Source organism: Parabacteroides sp. TM07-1AC, from assembly GCF_003480915.1.
GTDB classification, from domain to species: Bacteria; Bacteroidota; Bacteroidia; order Bacteroidales; family Tannerellaceae; genus Parabacteroides; species Parabacteroides chongii.
The window spans coordinates 821,052-845,171 of the sequence record NZ_QUKD01000001.1 but is presented as its reverse complement, the minus strand read 5'-3'; the positions used below and the strand labels follow the sequence as shown (position 1 = coordinate 845,171).

Below are 24,120 nucleotides of genomic sequence, written 5' to 3'. Positions count from 1 at the left end.
AAGCCTTTCGTATAAAGATTAAACCGATCACAATATTATCCATCTTTTAATATCTCCCATCCATTTGTTATTCTGATTAAATAGTTTTATTTTGCATCTAAATATGTAGAACACAATATCATGAGAAAACTTACCTTATTATTTGCAGCTATTGGTTACGTGGCTGTTTCTTTTGCTCAATCGAATGTCGCTTCGAAAGATTGGAGCACTGGTGAGTACGCCGGAGTTTGGAAACTATCTGTCGGAAAACCGGAGAAAATCAACCTGTTAAGTGAACTCGATATCACACCGAAAAAAGAGGCTCTTCAACAGATGCCGGAAGGTGTTTTGCCGATATCTCCCGCCGATGTGAAGGTGGAATTGAGAGATGGTAAAACGTATATCAGCTTTCCTTTGGAAAAGGAGGAGAAGATATTCGGACTGGGACTTAACTTTAAAACTGTTGAACAACGCGGAAGGATCATGCGGCTTCACATGGACCATTATACCGGCAGCGACAACGGACGTACCCATGCACCGGTTCCTTTCTTTATCTCTTCGCGCGGATACGGTGTATTGATCAATTCGGCCCGTTACATAGATCTTTGGGTAGGAACTGCCGTCCGCAAAGGTCCGAATGCTCCCGAAGAACAGGATCGTAATACTGACCGGACCTGGCCCGCACAGCCCTATTCAGATAATATAGAAGTATTGGTTCCCGCCGAAGGTGTGGAAATGGTATTTTTTGCCGGTCCGACGATGCTGGATGTTGTCCGCCGTTACAACCTGTATAACGGCGGAGGGGCTTTACCTCCGCGGTGGGGACTCGGGTTCTGGCATCGTACACCGACTTTGTTTACCGACAAAGATGTGAAAACGGAAGTCGATGAGTTTGAGAAACGGGGATTCCCTCTGTCTGTGATCGGGCTTGAACCGGGATGGCATAGCAAAGCCTATCCGTGTACCTACGAGTGGGACAAGGGGCGTTTTCCGGATGCTCCCGGTTTTGTAAAGGATATGCTGGATAAGAATATCCGGTTGAATCTGTGGATGAATCCGTATGTATCCAAGCATAGCGAGGTATATGACAAGATAAAGCCCTATACCGGTTCGCATACCGTTTGGTTGGGCGAAGTGCCTGACTATTCCATGCCGGAAGCCTGTAAGATCATGACCGATCATTTCCGCAAGCACCAGCTCGATCTCGGTATCAGCGGTTATAAGATGGATGAAAACGACGGATATGATTCCTGGCTTTGGCCGGATGTAGCTACTTTCCCTTCCGGTATTCCGGCGGAACAGCTCCGTAACCTGTATGGTTCGCTGATGCAGCAGGCAACCATAAAGATGTATCGTGAGAAGAATATGCGTACCTACGGACAGGTGCGTGCCGGTAATGCAGGGACGAATGCCTATCCATATGTATTGTATAATGATTATTACGATCATCGGGGTTTTATTACGGCATTGATAAACAGTTCTTTTATCGGGGTATTGTGGACACCGGAAGTTCGTTCTTCCAAGACATCGGAAGAGTGGCTCCGACGGATGCAGACGGTTTGTTTCTCGCCGATAGCACAACTGAACGCCTGGGCGGATGGTACGAAGCCGTGGACGTTTACGGATGTAGAGGACGACATTCGTGAAATAGCATTGTTGCGTATCCAATTGATTCCTTATTTATATACCGCGTTTGCTGATTATGCTTTTTACGGGACACCTCCGGTTCGGGCGATGAACCTGGAAGAGGGATATGCGGCTGAAGTACAGACGGTAGAAGGACAACTGGATGCGACGGACAATCCATATGCAATGGCTATCCGCCGGGAAGTGAAAGATCAGTTTATGGTAGGAGAGAATATCCTGGTAGCTCCGTTGTTTGCCGGAGAGAAAGAGCGCAAAGTGGTTTTGCCCCAAGGAAAATGGTTTGATTTCTATACCGGAGAGTTTGCCGGTGAAGGAGAAGTAATAACGGTAGCTCCCGGCCGTCATATTCCTGTTTATGTAAAGGATGGCGGTATAATTCCTTTATGGCCTGCTATGGCGAAGTTTGAGGATAGGAAATATCCGTTGGAAGTACGCCACTACGGAAATAAACCGGCAACCTATTCTCTTTATGATGATGACGGTTCATCCTATGATTTCGAAAAAGGTGAGTATACCCGCATCGACTTGACTGTTACGGTCGACAAAAAAGGCAAAAAGAAGGGTAAGGCTGTTCTTCCGAAGGGAAAACAAGTTTGGTCATTCAGTGAGTATAATTTCCGGTTTATGACCAAATAAGGTTACATTTACTTTTGACAATAACAAAATACATATGAACAAAAAACTCTCTAAAGTAATCTTTTTTTTAGTAGCCAATTGGTGCATATCGGCTTTTGCACAGATACAAAACAATCAATCTTTAAGCGGTTCCTGGCAGTTTAAGCTCGATCCCGAAGACAAAGGGTTGAAAGAAAACTGGCAGGGAACCTCTTTTACCGATCATATAACTTTACCGGGAACAACCGATGAAGCGCATTATGGTGAAAAAACGTCCGGCTCCGATTTCGGTATCCTTACACGTGCTTATAAATATTATGGTCCTGCCTGGTATTCGAGAGAAATTGAAATCCCATCCGAATGGAATGGAAAACGCATCCGGATGGAACTGGAACGGGTCTTATGGGAATCACGTGTTTTTGTCGATGGAAAAGAAGTATCCGTACAGGATGCACTCTCCACTCCCCATTACCATGATCTCGGTTATTTGTCTCCCGGAAAACACCGGTTGACGATCCGTATCAATAACGATCTGATCTATAATATCGGCGATAAAGGGCATGTGTATACCGAATATACACAAAGTATCTGGAATGGTGCAGTTGGCCGCCTACAGTTGAAAGCTGTCGAAGCCATCCATTTCTCCAATCCGCAAGTATTTACCAAGGTTTCTCCCTGTACTCTGCAGGTAACAGATACGATCATGAACACATCTGCTAAGAAAGTGGATACCCGTATCTCCTGGCAACTGACGGAGCGGGAGAGTGGAGCGGTCGTTTTTAGCCGGATAACTGAACAACTTTTACAGAAAGGTGCGAATGTGCTGGACTTCCAGGCGGCGATGCCCGCCGGCATCAAGCTGTGGAATGATGTTACCCCGAATCTGTATCGATTGAAAGTTACCGTACAGGATAAAAAGAAAACATACGATACCCGTGAGATAGAATTTGGCTTCCGTGAAGTAACTTCTTCCAAGTCGAAGATACAGATCAACGGAAAACCGGTATTCCTGCGCGGAAATCTCGATTGTGTTCATTTCCCATTGACCGGTTATCCTTCCTGTAAGGTAGAGGATTGGGAACGTATCTTCCGTATCTATAAAGATTACGGATTGAACCATGTCCGTTTCCATTCCTGGTGTCCTCCCGAAGCTGCTTTTGTGGCTGCCGACCGGATCGGTATCTATATCCAGGCAGAAACGATCTGGATAGACTGGTGGATGTCTGTCGAACAAAAGGAACGGAAAGAAATGGATACGAAAGGTCATCCACAGGGACTGGGAAAAAATCCGTCTGCCGACCGTTATGTAAAACAGGAACTGCACCGTATGATCAATGCTTACGGCAATCATCCCTCTTTTGTGATGCAATGTATCGGTAACGAGTTGGGTAATTCCGATTTTGAAGTGATGGAATCATGGATAAAGCCTTTACGTGCAAAGGATTCCCGCCGTTTGTATGCCGTATCGACTGCCCGTAAGATCATGCCAGTCGATCAGTATATGGTCACGCATTATATCGATAAGTTGGGCGCAACACGCGGTTTACGCGGAGGAGCTTCCACGGCATGGGACTTTGAGGATGTTTATTCCCAGTCAAACATACCGATCCTTTCCCATGAGATCGGACAATGGCCGGTCTATCCCAAATGGGAGGAGATAAAGAAATATACCGGTGTCCTGAAAGCCCGTAACCTGGAAGAGTTTCGTGAGCAGGCACGTAAGAATAGGATCGAAGAACAGAATGGGGAGTTTGTTGCAGCTTCGGGTGCGCTCAATCAGATCATGTATAAATATGAGATAGAATCCTTCCTTCGTACACCCTCCTGTGCCGGAATCCAGTTGCTCAGCATGCAGGATTATCAGGGACAGGGAGAAGCACTGATCGGATGGCTGGATGTATTTTATGATAGTAAAGGTATTACTACGCCCGAACAATTCCGGGCACATCATGATACGACGGTCACTTTGCTGCGTATGCCGAAATATGTTTGGGAGAACAAGGAGCCGTTTACTGCCGAGATGCAACTGGCTCATTACGGAACGGAAGATTTGCAGGATGGCCTTTACTGGAAGATAAAAGATGCGAATAGCAATCTAGTCGCTTCCGGTGAGACGGCTTCACGCCGTTGGCCTGTCGGAAGTTCGGAGTTAGGGGGAAAGATTAGTTGTGACCTGTCACAGATAACTACGGCTCAGAAACTGACGGTGGAAGTCGGTCTGCAGGGACGGGCGATAGCTAACCGCTGGAATATCTGGGTATATCCGTCGGTAAATACTTCTGCCGACAGGCAGAAAGAGTCGACTGGAACTGTTTACGTAACCGACCGGATGGATGCAGCCTGTATAAAGCATCTTGAAAACGGTGGAAAAGTTCTTTTGCAGGCAGCCGCACTGGGTACGGAGGAAACATGCGATAAGATCAGTTACTATCCTTTATACTGGTCATTGACTTTCTTCCCTGGTCAGGGAAAGAATACGATCGGCATGGTGGTACGCGATAAACATCCGTTGTTTGCAGAGTTCCCGACCGATTCTCATAGCGACTGGCAATGGCAGTCTGTCTATAAAGATGCGAGGGCATTTTATATAAATGATTATCCGGAAGCGTATAAACCGATCGCTCAGCCGGTAGACGATTTCCATCGGAATAACAAGCTGGCGGCCATCTTTGAGCTGAAAGCTGGTAAGGGTAAACTGGTTGTCTGCGGCTTTGATCTGAAGGATGAAAAGAATCCGGTTGCCCGTCAGCTGAAGAAGAGCATATTGCATTATATGGATTCTGAAGACTTCAATCCTTCGCTGGAGAAAGATATCCCTTCACTGCAAAAGATGTTTACTTTTGTCGAACCGCTGAAAAGTACGGTAACGGGTGAGTTCAGTAATGCTTTATTATATATCGATTGTGCTAATCCGGACAAGACATTTGCCAATAAAAAAACAACCTGGAAAGTATCTCCGGGATGGCAGGGCAAGGAGATGGAGTTGACTATCGAGTGTCCGCCGGGAATTATCGGTTCTTTATATGTTTGTTTTGCAGACAAGGATAAGAAAGGACGTACGGGATATCTGGTTTTCGAAGGTCGCGATTACGAATCCGGCAAGCAGGATCAGGAAGAGTCATGGGTTAAACTGCATATTATGCGTGAAGACTCCAACGACGGTATCCTTCGTCTGAAAGCGAAAGTAAAGAACGGACCGGATCTGGTCATCTCGAAAGTGGCGATAATGGAAGAGTAAAAAAGGAATAATCCATGTCGAATGTTTGCAAAAAAGGTGATATATTTTGCAAAATACGAGATTCAGGAAAAGAGAGTGGAAATATGTTTCTCTAATATATTTTCACTCTTTATCTTTGTATATTCAGGTAATATATCATATAAGCACTATAAATTTTGAAACAGATGAATAAAATCCTAACTATAGGGACTTTTTGTTTGATCTCAGTAACTTCTTTCGCCTCTCCGCAATTGGAGAAAGGTATAAACGATTCTTCCTGTACCTGGTATTTGAAAAGCGGACAGGATAGCCTGGCATGGGTGGATGGTTTTTCGGCTGTCAACAGTACGGTCGAGTTCGACCTGTTGCCACAAAATTCATCGGCACAGGTGGGTGTATTGCTCCGTTATGTAAATGAAAACGATTGGATATATGTAGGCTGTGATAAGGCCACGGATCATTTGGGCTTTGCCTATTGGTATGTGGAAACACCGAACGGTAAGACGGAGATAGCCCGTGATATTGCTAAATTATATGCGCATCATCTACGGCATATCAAAGTAAATTGTATCGAACGTACACTGACAGTATATGTGGACGGGGAACAGATTACTCATAAATATATACCGGATCTTCCTCTCTCGCCCGGTCGGACAGGTTTCCGCGTGCATGATCAGGGAAATGTGCAGATATCCAATGTCATTTGCCGGGCTTTGAAAGAGCAGAAGAGAGAGATTGTTAAAAAGAAAAGCGGTTATACCTTGTCTTCATCCCGAATGGAGGTAGTATTGAATAAAGATTTTCCATCCGTACAGTCTTATCTTTGGAAAGAAACTCAGTCCCGGCTGGACGGACAGCCTTTTGATGTAAAAGATATCCTGATCAATGGTGATCGTTATCAGCCTCAGGTGACAAGCAAAGCGGAAGCTGACCGGATTCTGTATACATTAAAAGTAAAAGAGATAGGTGTTACGATGCAGGTCTGCTGTCAGGTAACCGATAACCTGTTTCAGCTATCCGTAACCGAAATAGAAGAAAAAGGAAACTTTAAAGTAAAGACGTTGGCTTTTCCGGATCATAATCTGGTATCCCTATCGGATACGGTTCCGGGAAGTTGCCTGTCTGTAGCAGATAATGTACATGCCGACAGATTCTATCCGTTGAAAGAGAAGGCTGTCGATAATACCAGCCAGTATGGTTCCATTGTACTGCTGAACTCAGATAAGTTAGTGGCAACTCTTGAAAGTAATTCTATTTATGCGACCCGTCAGTTTTTGTATCGATCGGTACAGACACCCGGTTCGGTGGTGACAGGTATTTGGGGGAACGAGTGGATGTATCGGGGACATGACGGAGAACTAGTCGGGCTGCCTTATATAAAGGTGATCCTCTCCGATGATTGCAATCGGGACAATAAGGTCGACTGGCAAGACGGAGCTGTTGCTTTGCAGCGTGTCTATCCGGCTCCTTTCGGTGTAGACAGGATACAGAACTCATATGCTACGATCACTATGAATTTTGCCAGCTGTGCCCAGTATCCGTTCCTTCGCCAGTTGGATAATATCAAGAAGTTTTACCTGGCAACCGATGGTTTCGGACAGATGCTCGAACTGAAAGGATATCAGAGCGAAGGGCATGACAGTGCCCATCCGGATTACTCCGGTAATTATAACGAACGGGCGGGAGGAAAGGACGATCTGGCATTTCTGGCAAAAGAAGCCCGGAAATACAATGCGCATATCGGAGTTCATATCAATCATAGTGAATCTTATCCGGAGGCGAGAGCTTTCAATGACCGGATCGTGACGGATATGCCTGCATGGAGCTGGCTGGACCAGTCTTATTTCCTGAACAAAGAGGCGGATATGCTGGCAGGTTCTTTTGAAGAACGTTTGAACCGGCTGAAAGTAGATGTGCCCGACCTGTCTTTTGTTTATCTCGATACCTATCGGGAATATCGTTGGCTGGCTCATCAGACTGCCCGGTTATTCAACCAAAATGGCTGGGCTGTATGGACGGAAGATGCAGATGTGTTTGATAAGGAGGCCGTATGGATCCATTATAATCCGGAGGCTAAAAGCTTGATACATCGTTTGGTTCATCATCAGTACCGGGACGGCTATGCTATGCATCCGGCTTTACTCGGAGGATATAACCGGGGAGCGGAGATCGGTTTTATGGGCTGGCAAAAAGGACGTGATTTTAAAGGTGTGATTCATAACTTTTTTACCAAACAGTTGCCTTACCGGTATTTGATGCATTATCCGGTATTGCAGCTGGATACGGCACGTGCTGTATTGGAGAGTGGTTTACTTGCCGTGGGAGACGGGAAGAACGGAACAGTCATTCAGAGGGGAGAACAGACTCTAATGACGGGTGACTGTGTATTCATTCCCTGGAATCCGGAAACGGAAGAAAAGATTTACCACTATAATGTACAGGGAGGGAAAACGACCTGGCAGTTGCCGGAATCCTGGAAAGGACAGGAAACAGTTTATTTGTATGCTTTGAGCGATCTGGGACGTAAGTTGGCAGGAACGCTTCCTGTCCGTAACGGTCGGATAGAGATAGATGCTTTGCCGGACCAAGGGTATGTCGTTTATAAACGGGAGATGGCTCCTTTACCGGAAATGATCTGGAGCGAGGGTAGTCCGGTAAAAGATACAGGTTTCGACAGCCAGTTGTTTGACTATTGGCAGAAGAAGCAGGGAGCTACGGATGCTTTGGCTGTCAGGGAAACAGCTTACGGACAGGACTATCTGGAGATAAAAGGAAAGGATGCTGCCGGTGTCAGCCAGGTGGTGAACGGACTGATATCTGGTAAGGAATATGTAGCTTCTGTTTGGGTCAATGTCATCGGCCGGAAAGAAGCGACGCTGGCGATACAAAGCGGAGAAGAGTTGAAGAAACAAACTTCCATCCAGGAAAGCCGTGTCATGAATTATACAGATAATACGGATCGTTTCCGGACGACCTGGCAGCGTTTGAAGATACCATTCCGTATGCCGGCAGGTCAAAAAGAGATTGTTCTTTCACTGAATGGCGGTGTCGCTTCAGAGGATACGGCAGCCGTATGTTTCGATGATGTTCGTCTGGTGGAATGCCTGCAAACACAAAAAGCCGGTTATGCTTATTTTGAAGATTTTGAACATGTCGATGAGGGCTGGGGGCCTTTTATAGCTTGTCAGCCCAGTGCATTTACTACGCATCTGTCTCAAAAACACGATGTTTATACGGATAATACAATTCACGGGAATTGGTCGTTGGCTACCTGGCGCGAAAGAAACGGGGAGGTATATCGTACTTCTCCTGCCATGATCCGTTTCGCTCCGGGACAGGTATATGAAGTCGAATTTGATTACAAGGTGGATACCAGGGATGTTTACAAGGTGGTTGGCAGATCCTTGTCGACCGGTGAAGAGGTCTTTTCCTACGACTTGAATCGTCCCGGAACATGTAACGTCCGTTTCACGACTCCTGACTGTACGGATTTTTATATCGCCGTAGTGAAAGAGGGGAACGGATTGCTGGTTATCGACGATTTCGGAATAAAAGGAGAGTTGATAAAATAGAATTTTAGATGTATTATATTATGAAGAAAAACTTATTACTGACATGGAGTGTATGGCTATTGACAGCCTGTAATGTATCTGTTGACCTGCCGGTGGTATCATCGGACAGCGATCTGCAGTTCCCGGATCTGGCAAAGACCTGGGATGAAGGAATGCCGTTAGGAAATGCGACGGTCGGTGCCCTGGTGTGGCAGCGGGATTCGGCGTTACGCTTTTCACTGGATAGGACAGACCTTTGGGATCTTCGCCCGATGGATAGTATTTCGGGACCGAACAACCGGTTTGCCTGGGTTCGTGAGCAGGTGATGAAAGGGGATTATCTGCCGGTACAAAAGAAGTTCGATCACCCGTATGACCGGCAACCGGCTCCGTCCAAAATACCGGGAGCGGCGTTGGAGTTCTCGTTGAAAGAACTGGGATCTCCATCTGATGTTCGTTTGTATCTGAACAATGCGCTTTGTGAAGCGACCTGGGAGAACGGGGCGACATTGAAAACGTTTGTCCATGCTACCGAACCGGTCGGCTGGTTTGTTTTCGAGAATTTACCGTCATCGATCACTCCGACCTTGATTTCTCCCAAATACAATACCGGAGGAAATGAAGCCGGCAATTCTGTGGAAGGACAGGATCTGCGTCGTCTCGGATATAAACAGGGGGAAATCAATGAAGATGCCAATCAGATCACCTATCATCAGGAGGGGTGGAATGGTTTTTCATATGATGTAAATGTCCGCTGGGAGCAAAAAGGACAAACACTTTGCGGAGTGTGGAGTGTGACTTCTTCATTGGTACAAGATAAAGCATCGGATGAAACGCAGGAAGCGATGACGCGCGGTATAAATCAGGATTATCAGTCTCATTTGGATTTCTGGAAGAGTTATTGGGCGCAGTCTTCCATAACACTTCCCGATCCTGTTTTACAGAAACAATATGATAATGAAATGTATAAGTACGGTTCTGCTACCCGTGAAGATTCATATCCTATCTCGTTGCAGGCTGTCTGGACAGCGGATAACGGTAAGTTACCCCCCTGGAAGGGCGACTATCACCATGACCTGAATACCCAGCTTAGTTACTGGCCGACCTATACGGGCAATCATCTGAAAGAGGGCTTGGGTTATCTGAATACATTGTGGAATCAAAGGGATGTCTACAAAGAATATACCCGTCAGTATTTTGAAACAGACGGTATGAATGTGCCCGGTGTCTGTACTTTACTAGGTGTACCGATGGGCGGATGGATACAGTATTCTATGTCGCAGACTGCCGGAGCATGGTTGGCACAGCATTTTTATCTTCACTGGAAGTATTCGATGGATCGTGAATTTCTGAAGGACCGTGCTTATCCATTCCTGAAAGAGGTGGCTACATTCCTGGAGCAGATATCCGTAGTGGATGCACAGGGTGTCCGGAAACTAACGATGAGTTCCAGTCCGGAGATATATGATAATTCGATCAATGCCTGGTTCAAAGATATGACCAATTATGATCTGGCCTTAATGAAGTTTGCTTTCGGCGCTGCTTCAGAGCTGGCAGGTGAACTGAATATTCCGGAAGAAGCCGCCCATTGGCAGAAGCTGAATGAACAACTGCCGGAACTGGATACCGATAAAGAAGGTGCCCTGACATTTGCCAAAGGTTTCTCATACGATCAGTCCCACCGTCACTTCTCTCATGCGATGGCTATTCATCCGCTGGGGTTGCTGGACTGGAGCCAGGGAGAAAAATCACAGAAGATTATTCGGGCTACCATTCAGAAATTAGAAGATTATGGACCGGATTGGTGGTGTGGCTATTCATACAGTTGGTGTGGTAACATGAAGGCCCGTGCTTTCGACGGCGAAGGTGCAGCCGACAAACTGCGTACATTTGCCGAATGTTTCTGCCTTCGAAATACATTCCATGCGAACGGTGACCAGACAAAGACCGGTAAATCGAAATTTACTTATCGTCCGTTTACCCTGGAAGGTAACTTTGCTTTTGCATCCGGTATTCAGGAAATGTTATTGCAGAGTCACACAGGTATTATCCGTGTATTCCCGGCTATCCCTGCCGGCTGGTCAAACGTTTCATTCGATAACCTGCGTGCTATGGGGGCTTTCCTTATTTCGGCAGAAAAACAGAATGGAAAGATCACCAAACTGCATATCTATCCGGAGCAGGGCGGCACTATCCGGATCGCTTCACCGTTTGGAGCGGAGGAAGTGGTTGTCACTGGAAATGCTGGTGAAGTTACGAATGAGAACGGTATCCTTTCTTTTGAAACGAGCAAAGGAGAGTGGGTAAATATCATTAATAAGTAAATAGTAAGAGAAATACTTTAGCAAAAGTTATTTGGTATTATTGTTAATTGGATGAAGATGTGCGGATCTACTATGAGATCCGTGCATCTTTTTTTGTTACATACTGTCAGAATTACATTTTGCTTTTTAGGATATTTTCTGTATCTTGCCGTGCTTTTTTAATCCCCGTTAAGAGTAGACTTAAACGAAAAATTAATAATGTACAATAATTAAAACGATTATTTTATGAAAATCCTGAAAACACTATTCGGATGCCTGACAGGAGCCGTTTTGACGATGAATGTAAACGCCCAACAGGTACAAGGTTTTGTTCACGAACGTTCAACCGACTATGAATGGCCTACAGATCAAAAGGTTTTGGATAAACTGGATAAATGGCAGGATCAGAAATTCGGCGTTTTGTTCCATTGGGGACTTTATTCCGTTCCGGGCATTGTAGAGTCATGGTCCATCTGTTCCGAGGACGTAGACTGGATCTCCCGCAGGAAAGATATGACCTACGATGAATACAAGAAGTGGTATTACGGTTTGAAGGACTCTTTGAACCCGACACAGTTCGATCCCGCTAAATGGGCGGATATCATGCAGGATGCAGGAATGAAATATATGATCTTTACAACGAAACATCACGATGGTTTCTGTATGTTCGATTCGAAGTTCACAGACTTCTCCATCGCAAACGGTCCTTTCGGTACTGATCCGAAAAAAGATGTGGCACGTCACGTGTTCGATGCTTTCCGCCAGAAAGATTTTATGATCGGATGTTATTTCTCTAAACCGGACTGGCATTGCGAATGGTTCTGGAATCCTTATTTCGCAACAGCTAACCGTCGTCAGAATTATAAGAAAGAAAATCATCCGGACTGGTGGAAAAACTACCAGGACTTCACTTATAACCAGATGAACGAACTGATGACCGATTATGGTAACTTCGATATCCTTTGGCTGGATGGCGGCTGGGTAACCGGTGACGATGTCAATCTCGATAAGTTATTGACAAAGGTGCGTACCTCCACACAACCGGGGTTGATCGCTGTCGACCGCACGATCCGCGGAAGAAATGAAAACTATCAGACTCCGGAACGTAGTATTCCCGAAACGCAGTTGAATAATCCGTGGGAAAGCTGTATTACGTTGAGTAATGACTGGGGATGGGTTCCCAATGCTCCTTATAAGTCACCGACCAAAGTGATCGGTCTTTTGGCTGAGATCACAGCCAAAGGGGGCTGTCTGTTATTAGGTGTTGGTCCGACAGCACAGGGAACTATTGAAGATGCGGTGGCTGAACGTCTGCATGTTATCGGTGACTGGCTGAGAGCAAATGGAAAAGCGATTTATAATACCCGTATCACTCCGGTTTATAATGATGGTAATGTTTGGTTTACTGCGGATAAAGACGGTAAGACCTTATATGCCGTTTATGCTTTGCCGGAAGGGGAAAATCTGCCTGAAACGATTGAATGGAGCGGAAATATTCCGACAGGCAAGATGAAAATGCTGAAAGGAAACAAAACCGTGAAATACTCCAGCAAAGACGGCAAAGTAAAGGTTACTCTTCCGAAAGGATTAAAGAATGAACCGATAGCTTTACAGTTTACAGTAAGCAAATGACAATTGACAACAACTGTCAACTCAACAATATCTTAAATAAAACAACAATATAGTTATATGAGTAAAACAACATCTTTACTGATCGGCCTTATTGCTTTTGCGGGACAGGCTATGGCTCAGCAGCCGTTATATAAACAGGCTACGGCACCTGTCGAAGATAGAGTAAAAGACCTGATAGGACGTATGACCGTCGAAGAAAAAGTCGGTCAGCTGTGCTGTCCGCTGGGTTGGGAAATGTATACCAAAACAAAAAAGGACGTAGTAGCCTCCGACCTTTATAAAGAACGGATGAAAGCAATGCCTATCGGTTCATTCTGGGCGGTTCTCCGTGCAGATCCCTGGACACAAAAGACATTGGAGACAGGTTTGAATCCCGAATTATCAGCCAAAGCACTGAATGCTTTACAGAAATATGCAGTGGAGGAAACCCGTTTGGGAATTCCTGTCTTATTTGCCGAAGAGTGTCCGCACGGACACATGGCTATCGGAACCACTGTTTTTCCGACTTCACTAGCGCAGGCAAGTACCTGGAATGAGGAACTGATGTATAAAATGGGAGAGGCGATCGCTTTGGAAGCCCGCTCACAAGGCGCTAACATCGGTTATGGTCCGGTATTGGATATTGCCCGTGAACCTCGTTGGTCGCGTATGGAGGAGACTTTTGGGGAAGATCCTGTGCTGACCTCTAATTTAGGCGTTGCTTTTATGAAAGGTATGCAGGGGAATGATCAAAGTGATGGCAAACATCTTTTTTCCACTTTGAAACATTTCGCCGCTTACGGCATTCCTGAAGCCGGACATAACGGTGCACGTGCCAATGTTGGTATGCGTCAGCTTTTCTCCGATTATCTGCCCCCTTTCAAAAAGGCAGTGGAGGCAGGTGTAGGAACGATCATGACTTCCTATAACTCTATCGATGGCGTTCCTTGTACTTCTAATAAATATCTGCTGACGGATGTGCTTCGTGATCAGTGGGGATTTAAAGGCTTTGTCTATTCAGACCTGACAAGTATCGAAGGAATTGTCGGAGCGAGGGTGGCAAAAGATAATAAGGAAGCCGCCATCTTGGCACTGAAAGCCGGTCTTGATATGGACCTGGGAGGAAATGCGTATGGCAAGAATTTAAAGAAAGCCTTTGAAGAAGGTTCCATTACTATGGAGGATCTCGACAGGGCAGTCGCTAACGTGCTTCGTTTAAAGTTCCTCATGGGATTGTTCGAGAATCCGTATGTTTCTCCGGAACAGGCGAAGCAGCTGGTACGTTCGAAAGTACATAAGGAACTGGCTCGTGAGGTAGCCCGTGAAGGGATTGTCCTGTTAAAGAACGATGGAGTATTACCTTTGAAAAAAAATATCAGAAGTATCGCCGTGATCGGTCCGAATGCCGATATGATGTATAACCAGCTGGGTGACTATACGGCTCCTCAGGAACGTGAAGAGATCGTTACAGTATTGGATGGCATACGGAAAGCAGTTTCTCCTTCTACGAAAGTGAACTATGTGAAAGGCTGTGCGATCCGTGATGTAACGGCCAGCAATATCCCTGCAGCGGTGGAAGCCGCTCGTGCTGCCGATGCGGTGGTATTGGTAGTCGGTGGTTCCAGTGCACGTGATTTCAAAACGAAATATATAGGAACCGGCGCTGCCGATGTTTCTACGGATGGAATCCAAGTGCTATCGGATATGGATTGTGGCGAAGGATACGACCGTAGCACCTTGCGTTTATTGGGTGATCAGGAACCATTGCTGGAAGCCCTTGCCGCCACAGGTAAGCCATTAGTTGTTGTTTATATCCAGGGACGTACACTGAATATGAATCTGGCTTCGGAGAAAGCCCAGGCCTTACTTACAGCCTGGTATCCGGGCGAGCAGGGAGGAACAGCCATTGCCGATGTTCTGTTTGGCGATTACAATCCGGCCGGACGTTTACCGGTATCCGTTCCCCGTAGCGAAGGTCAGTTGCCTTTGTTCTATTCACAGGGCAAGCAGCGTGCTTACGTAGAGAGCGAAGGTACTCCTCTGTATGCTTTCGGTTATGGCTTGAGTTATACTACATTTAAATACAGCCAACTGGAAATGCAAAAGGGTAACGGCAAAGATGCCTTGCAAACGATAAGTTGTACGGTAACCAATACCGGCGACCGTGACGGTGAAGAGGTCGTCCAGCTTTATATTTGCGACAAAGTCGCTTCTGTTTCCCAGGCTCCGATCCTGTTGAAGGCTTTTGAGCGGATTACCTTGAAGAAAGGTGAAAGCAAAAAAGTTACTTTCACGTTGGGTGAAGAGGAATTATCTCTTTATAATATGGAAATGAAACAGGTGGTCGAACCGGGAGATTTCAAGGTGATGGTTGGAGCTGCTTCGGATGATATTCGCCTGGAAGGGGAGTTTACATTATAAAAAAATAGTTTATTAATGAATGTATAGGGCTACGTTGGAATGAACGGTAGCCCTTTTTTATTAGAGAATTTCATTTTAAGAGATTCCTATGCATTGATATAAGATATATCCTACCATAGGCATTAAGTCCAGTTTTCTAAGATGTGACCGGATTTCTGCTAAAGCCTTACTGATATGTCCTTCTACAGTTTTCTCGCTGATATTTAATTGTAAAGCGATCTCTTTATTTTTAAGCCCTTGTCCACGGCTTAGCAGAAACACTTTACGACATTGTTTGGGCAACGTATCTACACATGAAATGATTTCTTCTGATACTTCTTTCAGTAATAATGAATCCTGCAGATCGAAGCTGATAATTTTTTGCTGTAATTGTAATTTGATATTTTGCTCGTCTATATTGACATTCTCTTGTAATGAATTAAGATAGGTGATTGACTTATTATATGTGGCTTTATACAAATAAGGCTTTATTGGGTCGTTAAAGTTGATCGTGTCCCGCTTCATCCATAAAGCCATAAAAACATCCTGCACTATATCTTCGGAAGCCTGCCTGTCGTTAGTATACTTGTTGGCAAATGCAAGTAGGGAACAGTAATAGATATGAAATAAATCCTCGAAAAAAATGAAGTCTTGTTTCAAGGCCTTGTTTTTTGTTATGTCGTATCCGTTGTGCATTTTTTCTCTGATCAAATAAGCTTTTTCTCTTCTACAAAGATATTTATTTTATAGATCGATACAAGTTTCTATCCGAATTTTGACTTATTCGGCTGTTTGTAACAGACTATGTGTTAAATGATGTTTATTTTTAAGTGTCGGGCAAGGGATAAATGAAAGATTTATGTGGTAGTTATAAACAAGGAATAAAATGGAAGATATTATTATAAAATATTTGAATCAAACTGCTACGGAAAATGAAATGAGAGCATTACTGGAGTGGTTGGATGAAAACATAGATAATCAGCGGCAGTTTGCCACAACGAGAGATTTATGGTTTGCATCGGAAGCCTCTGTCTCTTCACGTTATGGAGAAAGTGCCAATGCTTTCAGCCGTTTCAGGGAAAATGCACTGGCATTTGAAAATAGAAAGAGTAAAAATGGTATCTCTATACGTTTGGTAAAGATTGCAGCTTCGATCGCTTTGCTGATAGCCTGTTCCGCCATGGCATTTTTTATTGGAAAAGAGAGTACACCACATACATCTCAAATAGTGAATGTTGTCATGAACCAGGCTATTATGGGACCCGGACACAAAGGTTCTGTGACATTGCCGGATGGTACATTGGCATGGCTGAACAGTAATAGTAAATTGATTTACCCGGATCAATTTGAAGAGGGAGTTCGTAAAGTGAAACTAATAGGAGAAGGTTATTTTGAGGTAACGCCAAATGTAAAAGCTCCTTTTTATGTAGAGACATCCGATATGTCGGTCAAAGTATTGGGTACTCGTTTTGATGTTCAGAATTATGAAAAGAAAAATATTTCGGAAACTGTTCTGTTGTCAGGTAAAGTTGAAGTTATGATGAAAAGTAACGGAGAAAGGCGTGTTCTTTCTCCAAATGAAAAGTTATCTCTCGACAGGCAGACAAACCGTTATACAGTAGATCGGGTAGATGCTGCCGAATATGCATTATGGACTGCAGAAAAGTTAGTCTTTGCGGATGAACGTCTTTCCACTATCCTTCGGAAAATGGAACGATGGTACGGCATTTCTATTTCCTGTAAACAGGGGGTTCCTTTGGATTCCAGGTATTCATTGACGATACGAAATGAATCGAAAGAGGAAATCCTGAAGATGTTGTCTATATTGGTTCGTATCGATTATACCATAAAAGACGATACCATAGTTCTTTATAAAATATAATATTCACCTTTTTAAATCTGATAGCCTATGATATAAATGTCAAAATGAAAAAAATTAGGCAGATGCTGGAAACATCCGCCTAATGTGTGTAATTAAAATCAGCTCTCAAAATGCGACAATCGGGAGCTTCTTATTAATTTAAAGCAATACAAACATATGAAAAAAAAATCCACGAGAGGGAATGATATGCCCTTTCTTAACATTAATTCATTTAGGAAAATGAAACTAATACTATTTTTGGTCTCTGTTACTTTTCTTCAATTATCAGCGGTTAATGGTTATGCACAAAAAGCATCTATTGATTTACATTTATCTAATGTTTCGCTGAAAGAAGCTATACAGGCCATCGAAAAGCAAACTGAATTTGTTTTCTTTTATAGTACGGAAGAGGTCGATTTGACCAAAAAGGTAGATGTCAATATTCGGAAAGGGAATATTGAAGGAATATTAAGCGATGTATTCAGAGATTATTCCTACCGGATAGAAAACAGAAAGATATTATTGACTCCTAAACCCACACAGAAATCCCATAAGATAACAGGTACGGTAAAAGATCATACCGGAGAAAGTATCATCGGGGCAAATATTTCAGTGAAAGGCACTACCAACGGTACTATTACAGATATTGACGGAGGATTTACGCTGGAAGTTCCTTCCGATAATGCGGAAATTATCATATCTTATATAGGGTATAAGCCACAGGAAATCGCATTGAAGGGTAAAACAACCTTAAATGTCGTTCTAGCAGAAGATACACAGAGTCTGAATGAAGTGGTGGTAGTAGGTTACGGTACACAGAAAAAAGCGAATTTGACGGGAGCTGTTTCTGTAGCCAATATGGATAATGTGGTAGGTAGCCGACCGGTGACTTCTATGTCGAAAGCACTGGAAGGGGCTGTACCTGGGTTACAAATCAAAACAGAAAATGCAGCTCCAGGAGCAAGCAGCAAGATCAATATCCGTGGAACGACCAATATAACCGGAGCTGAACCTCTGATTTTGATGGACAATGTTCCGGTAGATATCAATACGATCAACCCGAATGATATTGAGTCTATTACGGTATTGAAAGATGCTTCTTCTGCTGCCATCTATGGTGCCAGAGCTGCTTATGGTGTGATTTTATTGACTGCAAAGAAAGGTAGTAAGGATGAAACCCCCAGGTTTAATTATTCAACCAACCTGACTGTCAGCAAACCTTATGAGCTGATAGAAAAAGCAGGAGTATATGAAACAGTAAAGGCTTTTAAGGATTTCGGTTATTCGACATACTGGAGTGGACAGGATGTGGATAAATGGTTGTCTTATCTGGATGAATATCAACAAAATCCCTCAAAATATCCGGATGGTTATACGATGGAAGGAAGTACTCCTTATCAGCTAAGACTGAATGATATAGCAAAGGATATGACACAGAAAGGCGGAGGTTTTGAGCAAATGCATAACCTTTCAGTAAATGGCGGGACAGCCAGGACTGCTTATCGTTTCTCATTTGGTTATACCGATCAGAATGGTGTACTCGTGTCTGATAAAGACAGGTACACGAGAATGAATATCAGCTCGTATCTGAGTTCGGATGTTACAAAATGGCTTACTGCCCAGTTAACAATCAACTATGCGAAAGGTAAAACTTCTGCACCGAATACAAATGGAGGTGGCGATCCGTGGAATATAATGACTCAATTACCCGGATATTCTCCGCTGGGTTACTATAATACTGGAGATGAAGAATTGCCTTTCAGAACTCCCAGAAATCTGATCAATCTGTTGGAACCTATTGAAACGAATGACGAAGTGTTCCGTGCATTGGGAAAAATAATAGTGTCCCCATTGAAAGATCTGAAAATTATCGGTGAGTTCACCTACGACAAGAAAAATACGAGAAAAGATCGTTATGACAAGAAGGTTGATTTCGTACAGGGAACGAATTTCCTGGTGGAGTCGACCAGAACAAACTCTTTCTATCGTAAGGATATGAGTAATACGCAATATATGGCTGCCAATATTTATGCTTCTTATGAGAAAGAATTTGGAGGACATAATTTTGCATTAACAGGTGGTTTCAATAGTGAGAACAACCGTTATGAGTTACTTTGGGAAAGTAAAACGGATATGATCAATCCGGATCTGCCTTCAATCTCCAGTGCCACGGGGACGTTGGACGGAAAGGATAGTTATTCCGAATATGCTATTCTGGGAGCTTTCTATCGTTTGACATACGATTATAACGGAAAGTATTTATTTGAAACGAATGGGCGTTATGACGGTTCTTCCAAATTTCCAAGCGGACATCGGTTCGGTTTTTTCCCATCTTTCTCATTAGCCTGGCGTTTGTCAGAGGAAAACTTTATGAAGAATATTGATTTTCTGTCAAATTTGAAATTAAGAGGAACATATGGTAATATCGGCAACCAGGTTATTCCGGCTTATCAATTTCTGTCGGTTATGAGCCCTGCTAAATCGATCTGGTTGGGAAGCGGAGAAACTCAGTTCTGGACATTGAATACTCCCGGACTGGTTAGTCAGAATTTTTCCTGGGAGAAAGTGCAGACAGTAAACGGTGGTATCGACCTCGGTTTGTTTAAGAATAGATTTACTGCTTCATTCGATTATTATGTAAGACGGACAAAAGATATGTTCGGACCGTCAGCTGACCTGCCGGATGTATTGGGAACGACTGCTCCTTTTATGAACTCTGCCGATTTGAAGACTAAGGGATGGGAATTGCAATTGGATTGGAGAGATAAGATAGGTAGTGTAAATTATTCGATCGGCTTTAATCTGTTTGATTCGCAGGCAACTATTACCCGATTTGAGAACGCGACGGGTAATCTGGCTAATAACTGGGATACGGATGCTGACGGAGAGAAAGATGCAAACTTCTATACAGGAAAGAAAATGGGTGAGATTTGGGGATATGTAACAGACCGTTATTATACAGTCGATGATTTCGTCGAAGGTTCCCTGGATGCCAATTTGAAAAACGGAAAATTAAAAGACGGTATACCTTATATTAAAGGGACGGCAACTCCCAATCCTGGTGATATTCTGTATAAGGACCTGAATGGAAGCGGTGATATTTCTCAGGAAGAGAATACGGTTCATAATCCGGGTGACCGGAAGATAATCGGCAATAATACCCCACGGTATCATTTTGGTATCACAGGTGGTGCCGCATGGAAAGGTTTTGACTTTTCTTTCTTTATTCAAGGTATAGGAAAAAGAGACGTATGGGCTGTCAGCCAGCTTTCATGGCCTCTATGCGGAGAGTTTGCAGCTTTGCATGCTAATACACTCGATTATTGGATGCCGGATAAAACTGATAGCTATTACCCGCGTATTTATCAACGCGACGGTGAAAATTCGGCACGTAACAGATATACTCAAACGAAATATTTGTCCAATGGCGCTTATTGGAGAATTAAGAATATCACGTTAGGATATACATTCCCGCAAGAATGGTTAACTCGTATAAAGATCAATCAGGTCAGAGTGTTTGTCAGTGGAGAGGATCTTTTTACGAAGCATCATTTGGCCAAAGGACAGGATCCGGAACTGACAACGAGCGGAGCTGTTTATCCTTTGATGACGAAGTATTCTTTTGGTCTTAATGTTTCATTTTAATCAGTAATGAATGTCATGAAAAAAACAAAAATAATAGGAGCGATTGCCCTGGTCTCTTCTCTGTTTATAAGTTGTGATGATTATTTGGATAAGTTCCCGATCGAATCACAGACGGAAGCGACAGCTTTTAAAACATACGATAATTTTAAAACGTATGCATGGAATCTTTATGGTATTTTTGATGAATTTTCTTATAAGGGGGAAAGTGATCCCAATATAATCAAAGGGGATAGGAACTCAGATAATTTATCTTATTCTTCGGCAGGAAACGAGTCGATCTTTGCATTCGACCGTCTGACTCCAGCCCAAAATATGATTAATTATGATTATGCTTTTATAAGAAAGGCGAATGTAATGCTTGATAACATTGAAGCATCTTCCATGAGTCAGGCAGATAAGGATTATTGGAGAAGTGTCGGACTCTTTTTCAGATCTCTGCGTTATTATCAGTTGTTATCTACTTTTGGCGACATACAGTGGGTTGAGCATACTTTAACGGAAAACGATACGGATATCCTATACGGAGAGCGCGATCCAAGGGATCTTGTTGCAAAAAATATATTGAATGATTTGATATGGGCGGAAGAACATATTAAAGCTGACGGAGAAGGCAGCAATACAATCAATGTACATGTCGTAAGAGCACTTTTATCTCGTTTTGCCCTTTATGAAGGTACGTGGCGTAAATACCATAATTTATCGGAGCCGGAGGTTTACCTGAATGCATGTATAAAATATTCAGAGAAACTGATAGATGCCTATCCGAATGTGTGTAGTCGTTACGACCTGTTATTCAATTCGGAGAAACTGGGAGGTGTCGACGGGGTTATTTTATACAGGGCTTATGCAACCTCCAATGGTACGCATATGCTGAATCGTTATAACAGAAGTTCTTCCTGGTTCTATGATATGAGTAAGGATGGGGTTAATAGTTATTTATGTACGAATGGGAAACCTATCTATAACCCGGAATCCGGTTTTGCCGGTGATAAGACGATGTATGACGAGTTCAGGAACAGGGACAGACGCTTGTATTATACGGTTACTCCTCCCTATAAAGTAAATAAAGGAACTCCTAACACAACCTGGACATATACCGATGATCCGCAGGACAGAGAATATATCGATCTGATGACAAAACTGGAAACGACCAGTGAGGGAGGAAGCGGTACAGGTGTGAAAGCACTCCCTGTAACAAACTGGAATACGGGCGAGATCGTCCAAAATAATCCGAACTTCAGAAAACAGGCGAGCCCGGGGTTCTTCCTGACCGAATTGGGTTATATTATCTATAAATACTCTTTTGCAAAAGCCGGTGAACTGGAGAATACAACGGATTGTCCGATTTTCAGAATTGAAGAGGCTTTGTTGAATTATGCCGAAGCCAAATGGGAGATGGGGCAGTTTGACCAGTCTGTCGCTGACCGGACAATCAATAAACTCCGTCCGAGGGCAGGTGTTGCCTTAATGAAAGTTTCAGATATAAATGCTTCATTCGATCCGAAGCGCGACCAGGCAGTGGATCCGGTATTGTGGGAAATCCGTCGTGAAAGAAGAGTGGAGCTAATGGCTGAAGGCTTCAGAATGAACGATCTGAAGCGGTGGCATAAAGGTGAATATGTAAATAAACAGCAAACCGGTGCCTGGATAAAAAAAGCTGACTATCCGAAGCTGGAAATAACAGGAGGTACCGATACGGAAGGATATATAAAATTCTTCAATGATCCTGTAGCCATGGGATTCGGCTGGAAAGAGTATATGTATGTTTATCCGATTCCTCAAAGCGCGTTGACTAAAAATCCGAATTTGGGAAAAACTCCGGGTTATGATTATTGATCCGTAATGTATAGCAGGTTGCCACTTTTTGTGGCGGCCTGTTTGTACATGATTTTACTATATCGTTAAATATGATCTTTATGGATATGAAGAGTTTCTCTATCTGTTTTTTCTTTTGGGTGAGTCTGTTCATGCATTCAATGACACAGGCACAGACTAGGTTGTTGGCGGATAAACCTCCTATGGGATGGAATAGTTTCAATTCTTATGGAGTTTATTGTTATGAAGCAGCAGCTTTTGCAAACCTGGAAGCGATGAATACAAAATTAAAACCCTATGGGTATGTCTATTTTGTGATCGATAATGGCTGGTTTGGGGAATATGAGTTGGAGGAGAATACTCATTTTTCTGTTGAGCGGCATGCATCGGATATTCATATCAATGAATATGGGTTGTTTGAACCTTCAAGAACATACTTTCCGAATGGCTTTAAGAGTCTCATCGACAGTTGTCATGCCAAAGGGCTAAAGTTCGGTTTACATTTGATGCGGGGGATTCCCCGTAAAGCTGTACTTTTGAATACTCCGATAAAAGGAACGGATTTTCGGGCGGCAGATATAGCCGACACTTTGAATGTTTGTTCCTGGTGTACTTATAATTATGGAATTGATATGGATAAACCCGGAGCCCAGGCGTATTATAACAGTTTGATCAGCCACTTGGCGGGGTGGGGTGTTGATTTCATAAAGTATGATGATATTGTTCCTTATCCGAGAGAAGTGGAAGCAATAGTGAAAGCTATTGAGCAATGTGGTCGTCCCATCGTTTTAAGCCTTTCTCCCGGTGATAAGGTGGAAGAGAAAGATTTGCCGGCTTTACGGAAAGCCAATATGTTGCGGGTTACTGCAGATATTTGGGATACGCAACATAGCATCCATCTTTCTTTTGATGCGTGGAAACGTTGGCAAGGAAAAGAAGAACCTGGTTTTTGGCCGGATTTGGATATGATTCCGTTTGGTGAGTTGCAACTGATGTCTCCTCCTGGCCGGAAGACGAAAGACCAAAAAGAAATAGCATTGGCCGGACGTGGTACCCATCGTTGGAGTGAACTGAATGAATCTCAGAAATATACATTTATAACCCAACGTTCGATGGCTGCCTCTCCGTTATTTTACGGAGGATGTATAGTGTCCATCGATGACTTTACTCTTCGTTTGTTAACAAACAAGGATATGCTTGCCTGTAATCAAAATGGGGTAATGGGCAATTTAATCTATGAAGAGAATGGCATTGAAGTTTGGACTGTAAAAGAAAGAGACCGGCAAGCCGGATGGATCGGTATTTTTAATCGTACTCAACAGACTCGGAGCAGGAGATTTGTAAAAGAAGAGTTGGGGTTGGCTCCGGAAAAGGATTATCGTCTTTTAAATATATGGGAGGACAGAAAATCTGTAAGTTTGGATAAGATGATAGAAGTCCCAGGGAATGGTGTCCTGTTTATCCGATATGAATAAC

The 24,120-nt window shown here is 43.6% G+C and carries 11 protein-coding genes; 10 read left to right on the top strand and 1 reads right to left on the bottom strand.

What is annotated here, in order from left to right:
* Positions 1 to 120 precede the first annotated feature (120 nt).
* The 6 genes from DXD68_RS03540 to DXD68_RS03515 all read left to right on the top strand — a co-directional run bounded on the left by DXD68_RS03540 (position 121) and on the right by DXD68_RS03515 (position 15,344).
* Positions 121 to 2,262, top strand: a complete 2,142-nt coding sequence (locus DXD68_RS03540) for a TIM-barrel domain-containing protein (RefSeq protein WP_122360309.1) — start codon at positions 121 to 123, stop codon at positions 2,260 to 2,262.
* 34 nt (positions 2,263 to 2,296) lie between these two features.
* Positions 2,297 to 5,479: a sugar-binding domain-containing protein gene (locus DXD68_RS03535; RefSeq protein WP_122360308.1), complete on the top strand. Its 3,183-nt coding sequence runs from the start codon at positions 2,297 to 2,299 to the stop codon at positions 5,477 to 5,479.
* 164 nt (positions 5,480 to 5,643) lie between these two features.
* A complete protein-coding gene (locus tag DXD68_RS03530; RefSeq protein WP_122360307.1) occupies positions 5,644 to 9,030 on the top strand; it encodes an endo-alpha-N-acetylgalactosaminidase family protein in 3,387 nt (1,128 codons plus the stop codon).
* 20 nt (positions 9,031 to 9,050) lie between these two features.
* Complete coding sequence (locus tag DXD68_RS03525) at positions 9,051 to 11,333, top strand: glycosyl hydrolase family 95 catalytic domain-containing protein (protein ID WP_122360522.1); 2,283 nt, start codon at positions 9,051 to 9,053, stop codon at positions 11,331 to 11,333.
* 225 nt (positions 11,334 to 11,558) lie between these two features.
* Positions 11,559 to 12,944, top strand: a complete 1,386-nt coding sequence (locus tag DXD68_RS03520; protein WP_122360306.1) for an alpha-L-fucosidase — start codon at positions 11,559 to 11,561, stop codon at positions 12,942 to 12,944.
* Between the two features lie 57 nt (positions 12,945 to 13,001).
* Complete coding sequence (locus DXD68_RS03515) at positions 13,002 to 15,344, top strand: glycoside hydrolase family 3 N-terminal domain-containing protein (protein ID WP_122360305.1); 2,343 nt, start codon at positions 13,002 to 13,004, stop codon at positions 15,342 to 15,344.
* Between the two features lie 75 nt (positions 15,345 to 15,419).
* Here the strand turns inward: DXD68_RS03515 and DXD68_RS03510 are convergent, their stop codons facing one another.
* On the bottom strand, positions 15,420 to 15,983 hold the full coding sequence (locus DXD68_RS03510; RefSeq protein WP_233576981.1) for an RNA polymerase sigma-70 factor: 564 nt from the start codon (positions 15,981 to 15,983) through the stop codon (positions 15,420 to 15,422).
* A 226-nt stretch (positions 15,984 to 16,209) separates the two neighbouring features.
* On the opposite strand from DXD68_RS03510, the gene DXD68_RS03505 reads away from it, so the two are divergent.
* The 4 genes from DXD68_RS03505 (at position 16,210) to DXD68_RS03490 (ending at position 24,119) form a co-directional block, all read left to right on the top strand.
* A complete protein-coding gene (locus tag DXD68_RS03505; protein ID WP_122360303.1) occupies positions 16,210 to 17,205 on the top strand; it encodes a FecR family protein in 996 nt (331 codons plus the stop codon).
* Positions 17,206 to 17,424: 219 nt separating this feature from the next.
* Positions 17,425 to 20,829 carry a TonB-dependent receptor gene (locus DXD68_RS03500; protein ID WP_158585852.1) on the top strand — a complete coding sequence of 1,135 codons (3,405 nt, stop codon included), beginning with the start codon at positions 17,425 to 17,427 and terminating at the stop codon, positions 20,827 to 20,829.
* 15 nt (positions 20,830 to 20,844) lie between these two features.
* Positions 20,845 to 22,665 (top strand): RagB/SusD family nutrient uptake outer membrane protein, encoded by a 1,821-nt coding sequence (locus tag DXD68_RS03495; protein ID WP_122360521.1) that lies wholly within the window; start codon positions 20,845 to 20,847, stop codon positions 22,663 to 22,665.
* An 80-nt stretch (positions 22,666 to 22,745) separates the two neighbouring features.
* Positions 22,746 to 24,119 (top strand): glycoside hydrolase family 27 protein, encoded by a 1,374-nt coding sequence (locus DXD68_RS03490; protein ID WP_158585851.1) that lies wholly within the window; start codon positions 22,746 to 22,748, stop codon positions 24,117 to 24,119.
* The last annotated feature ends 1 nt before the right edge of the window (position 24,120 follow it).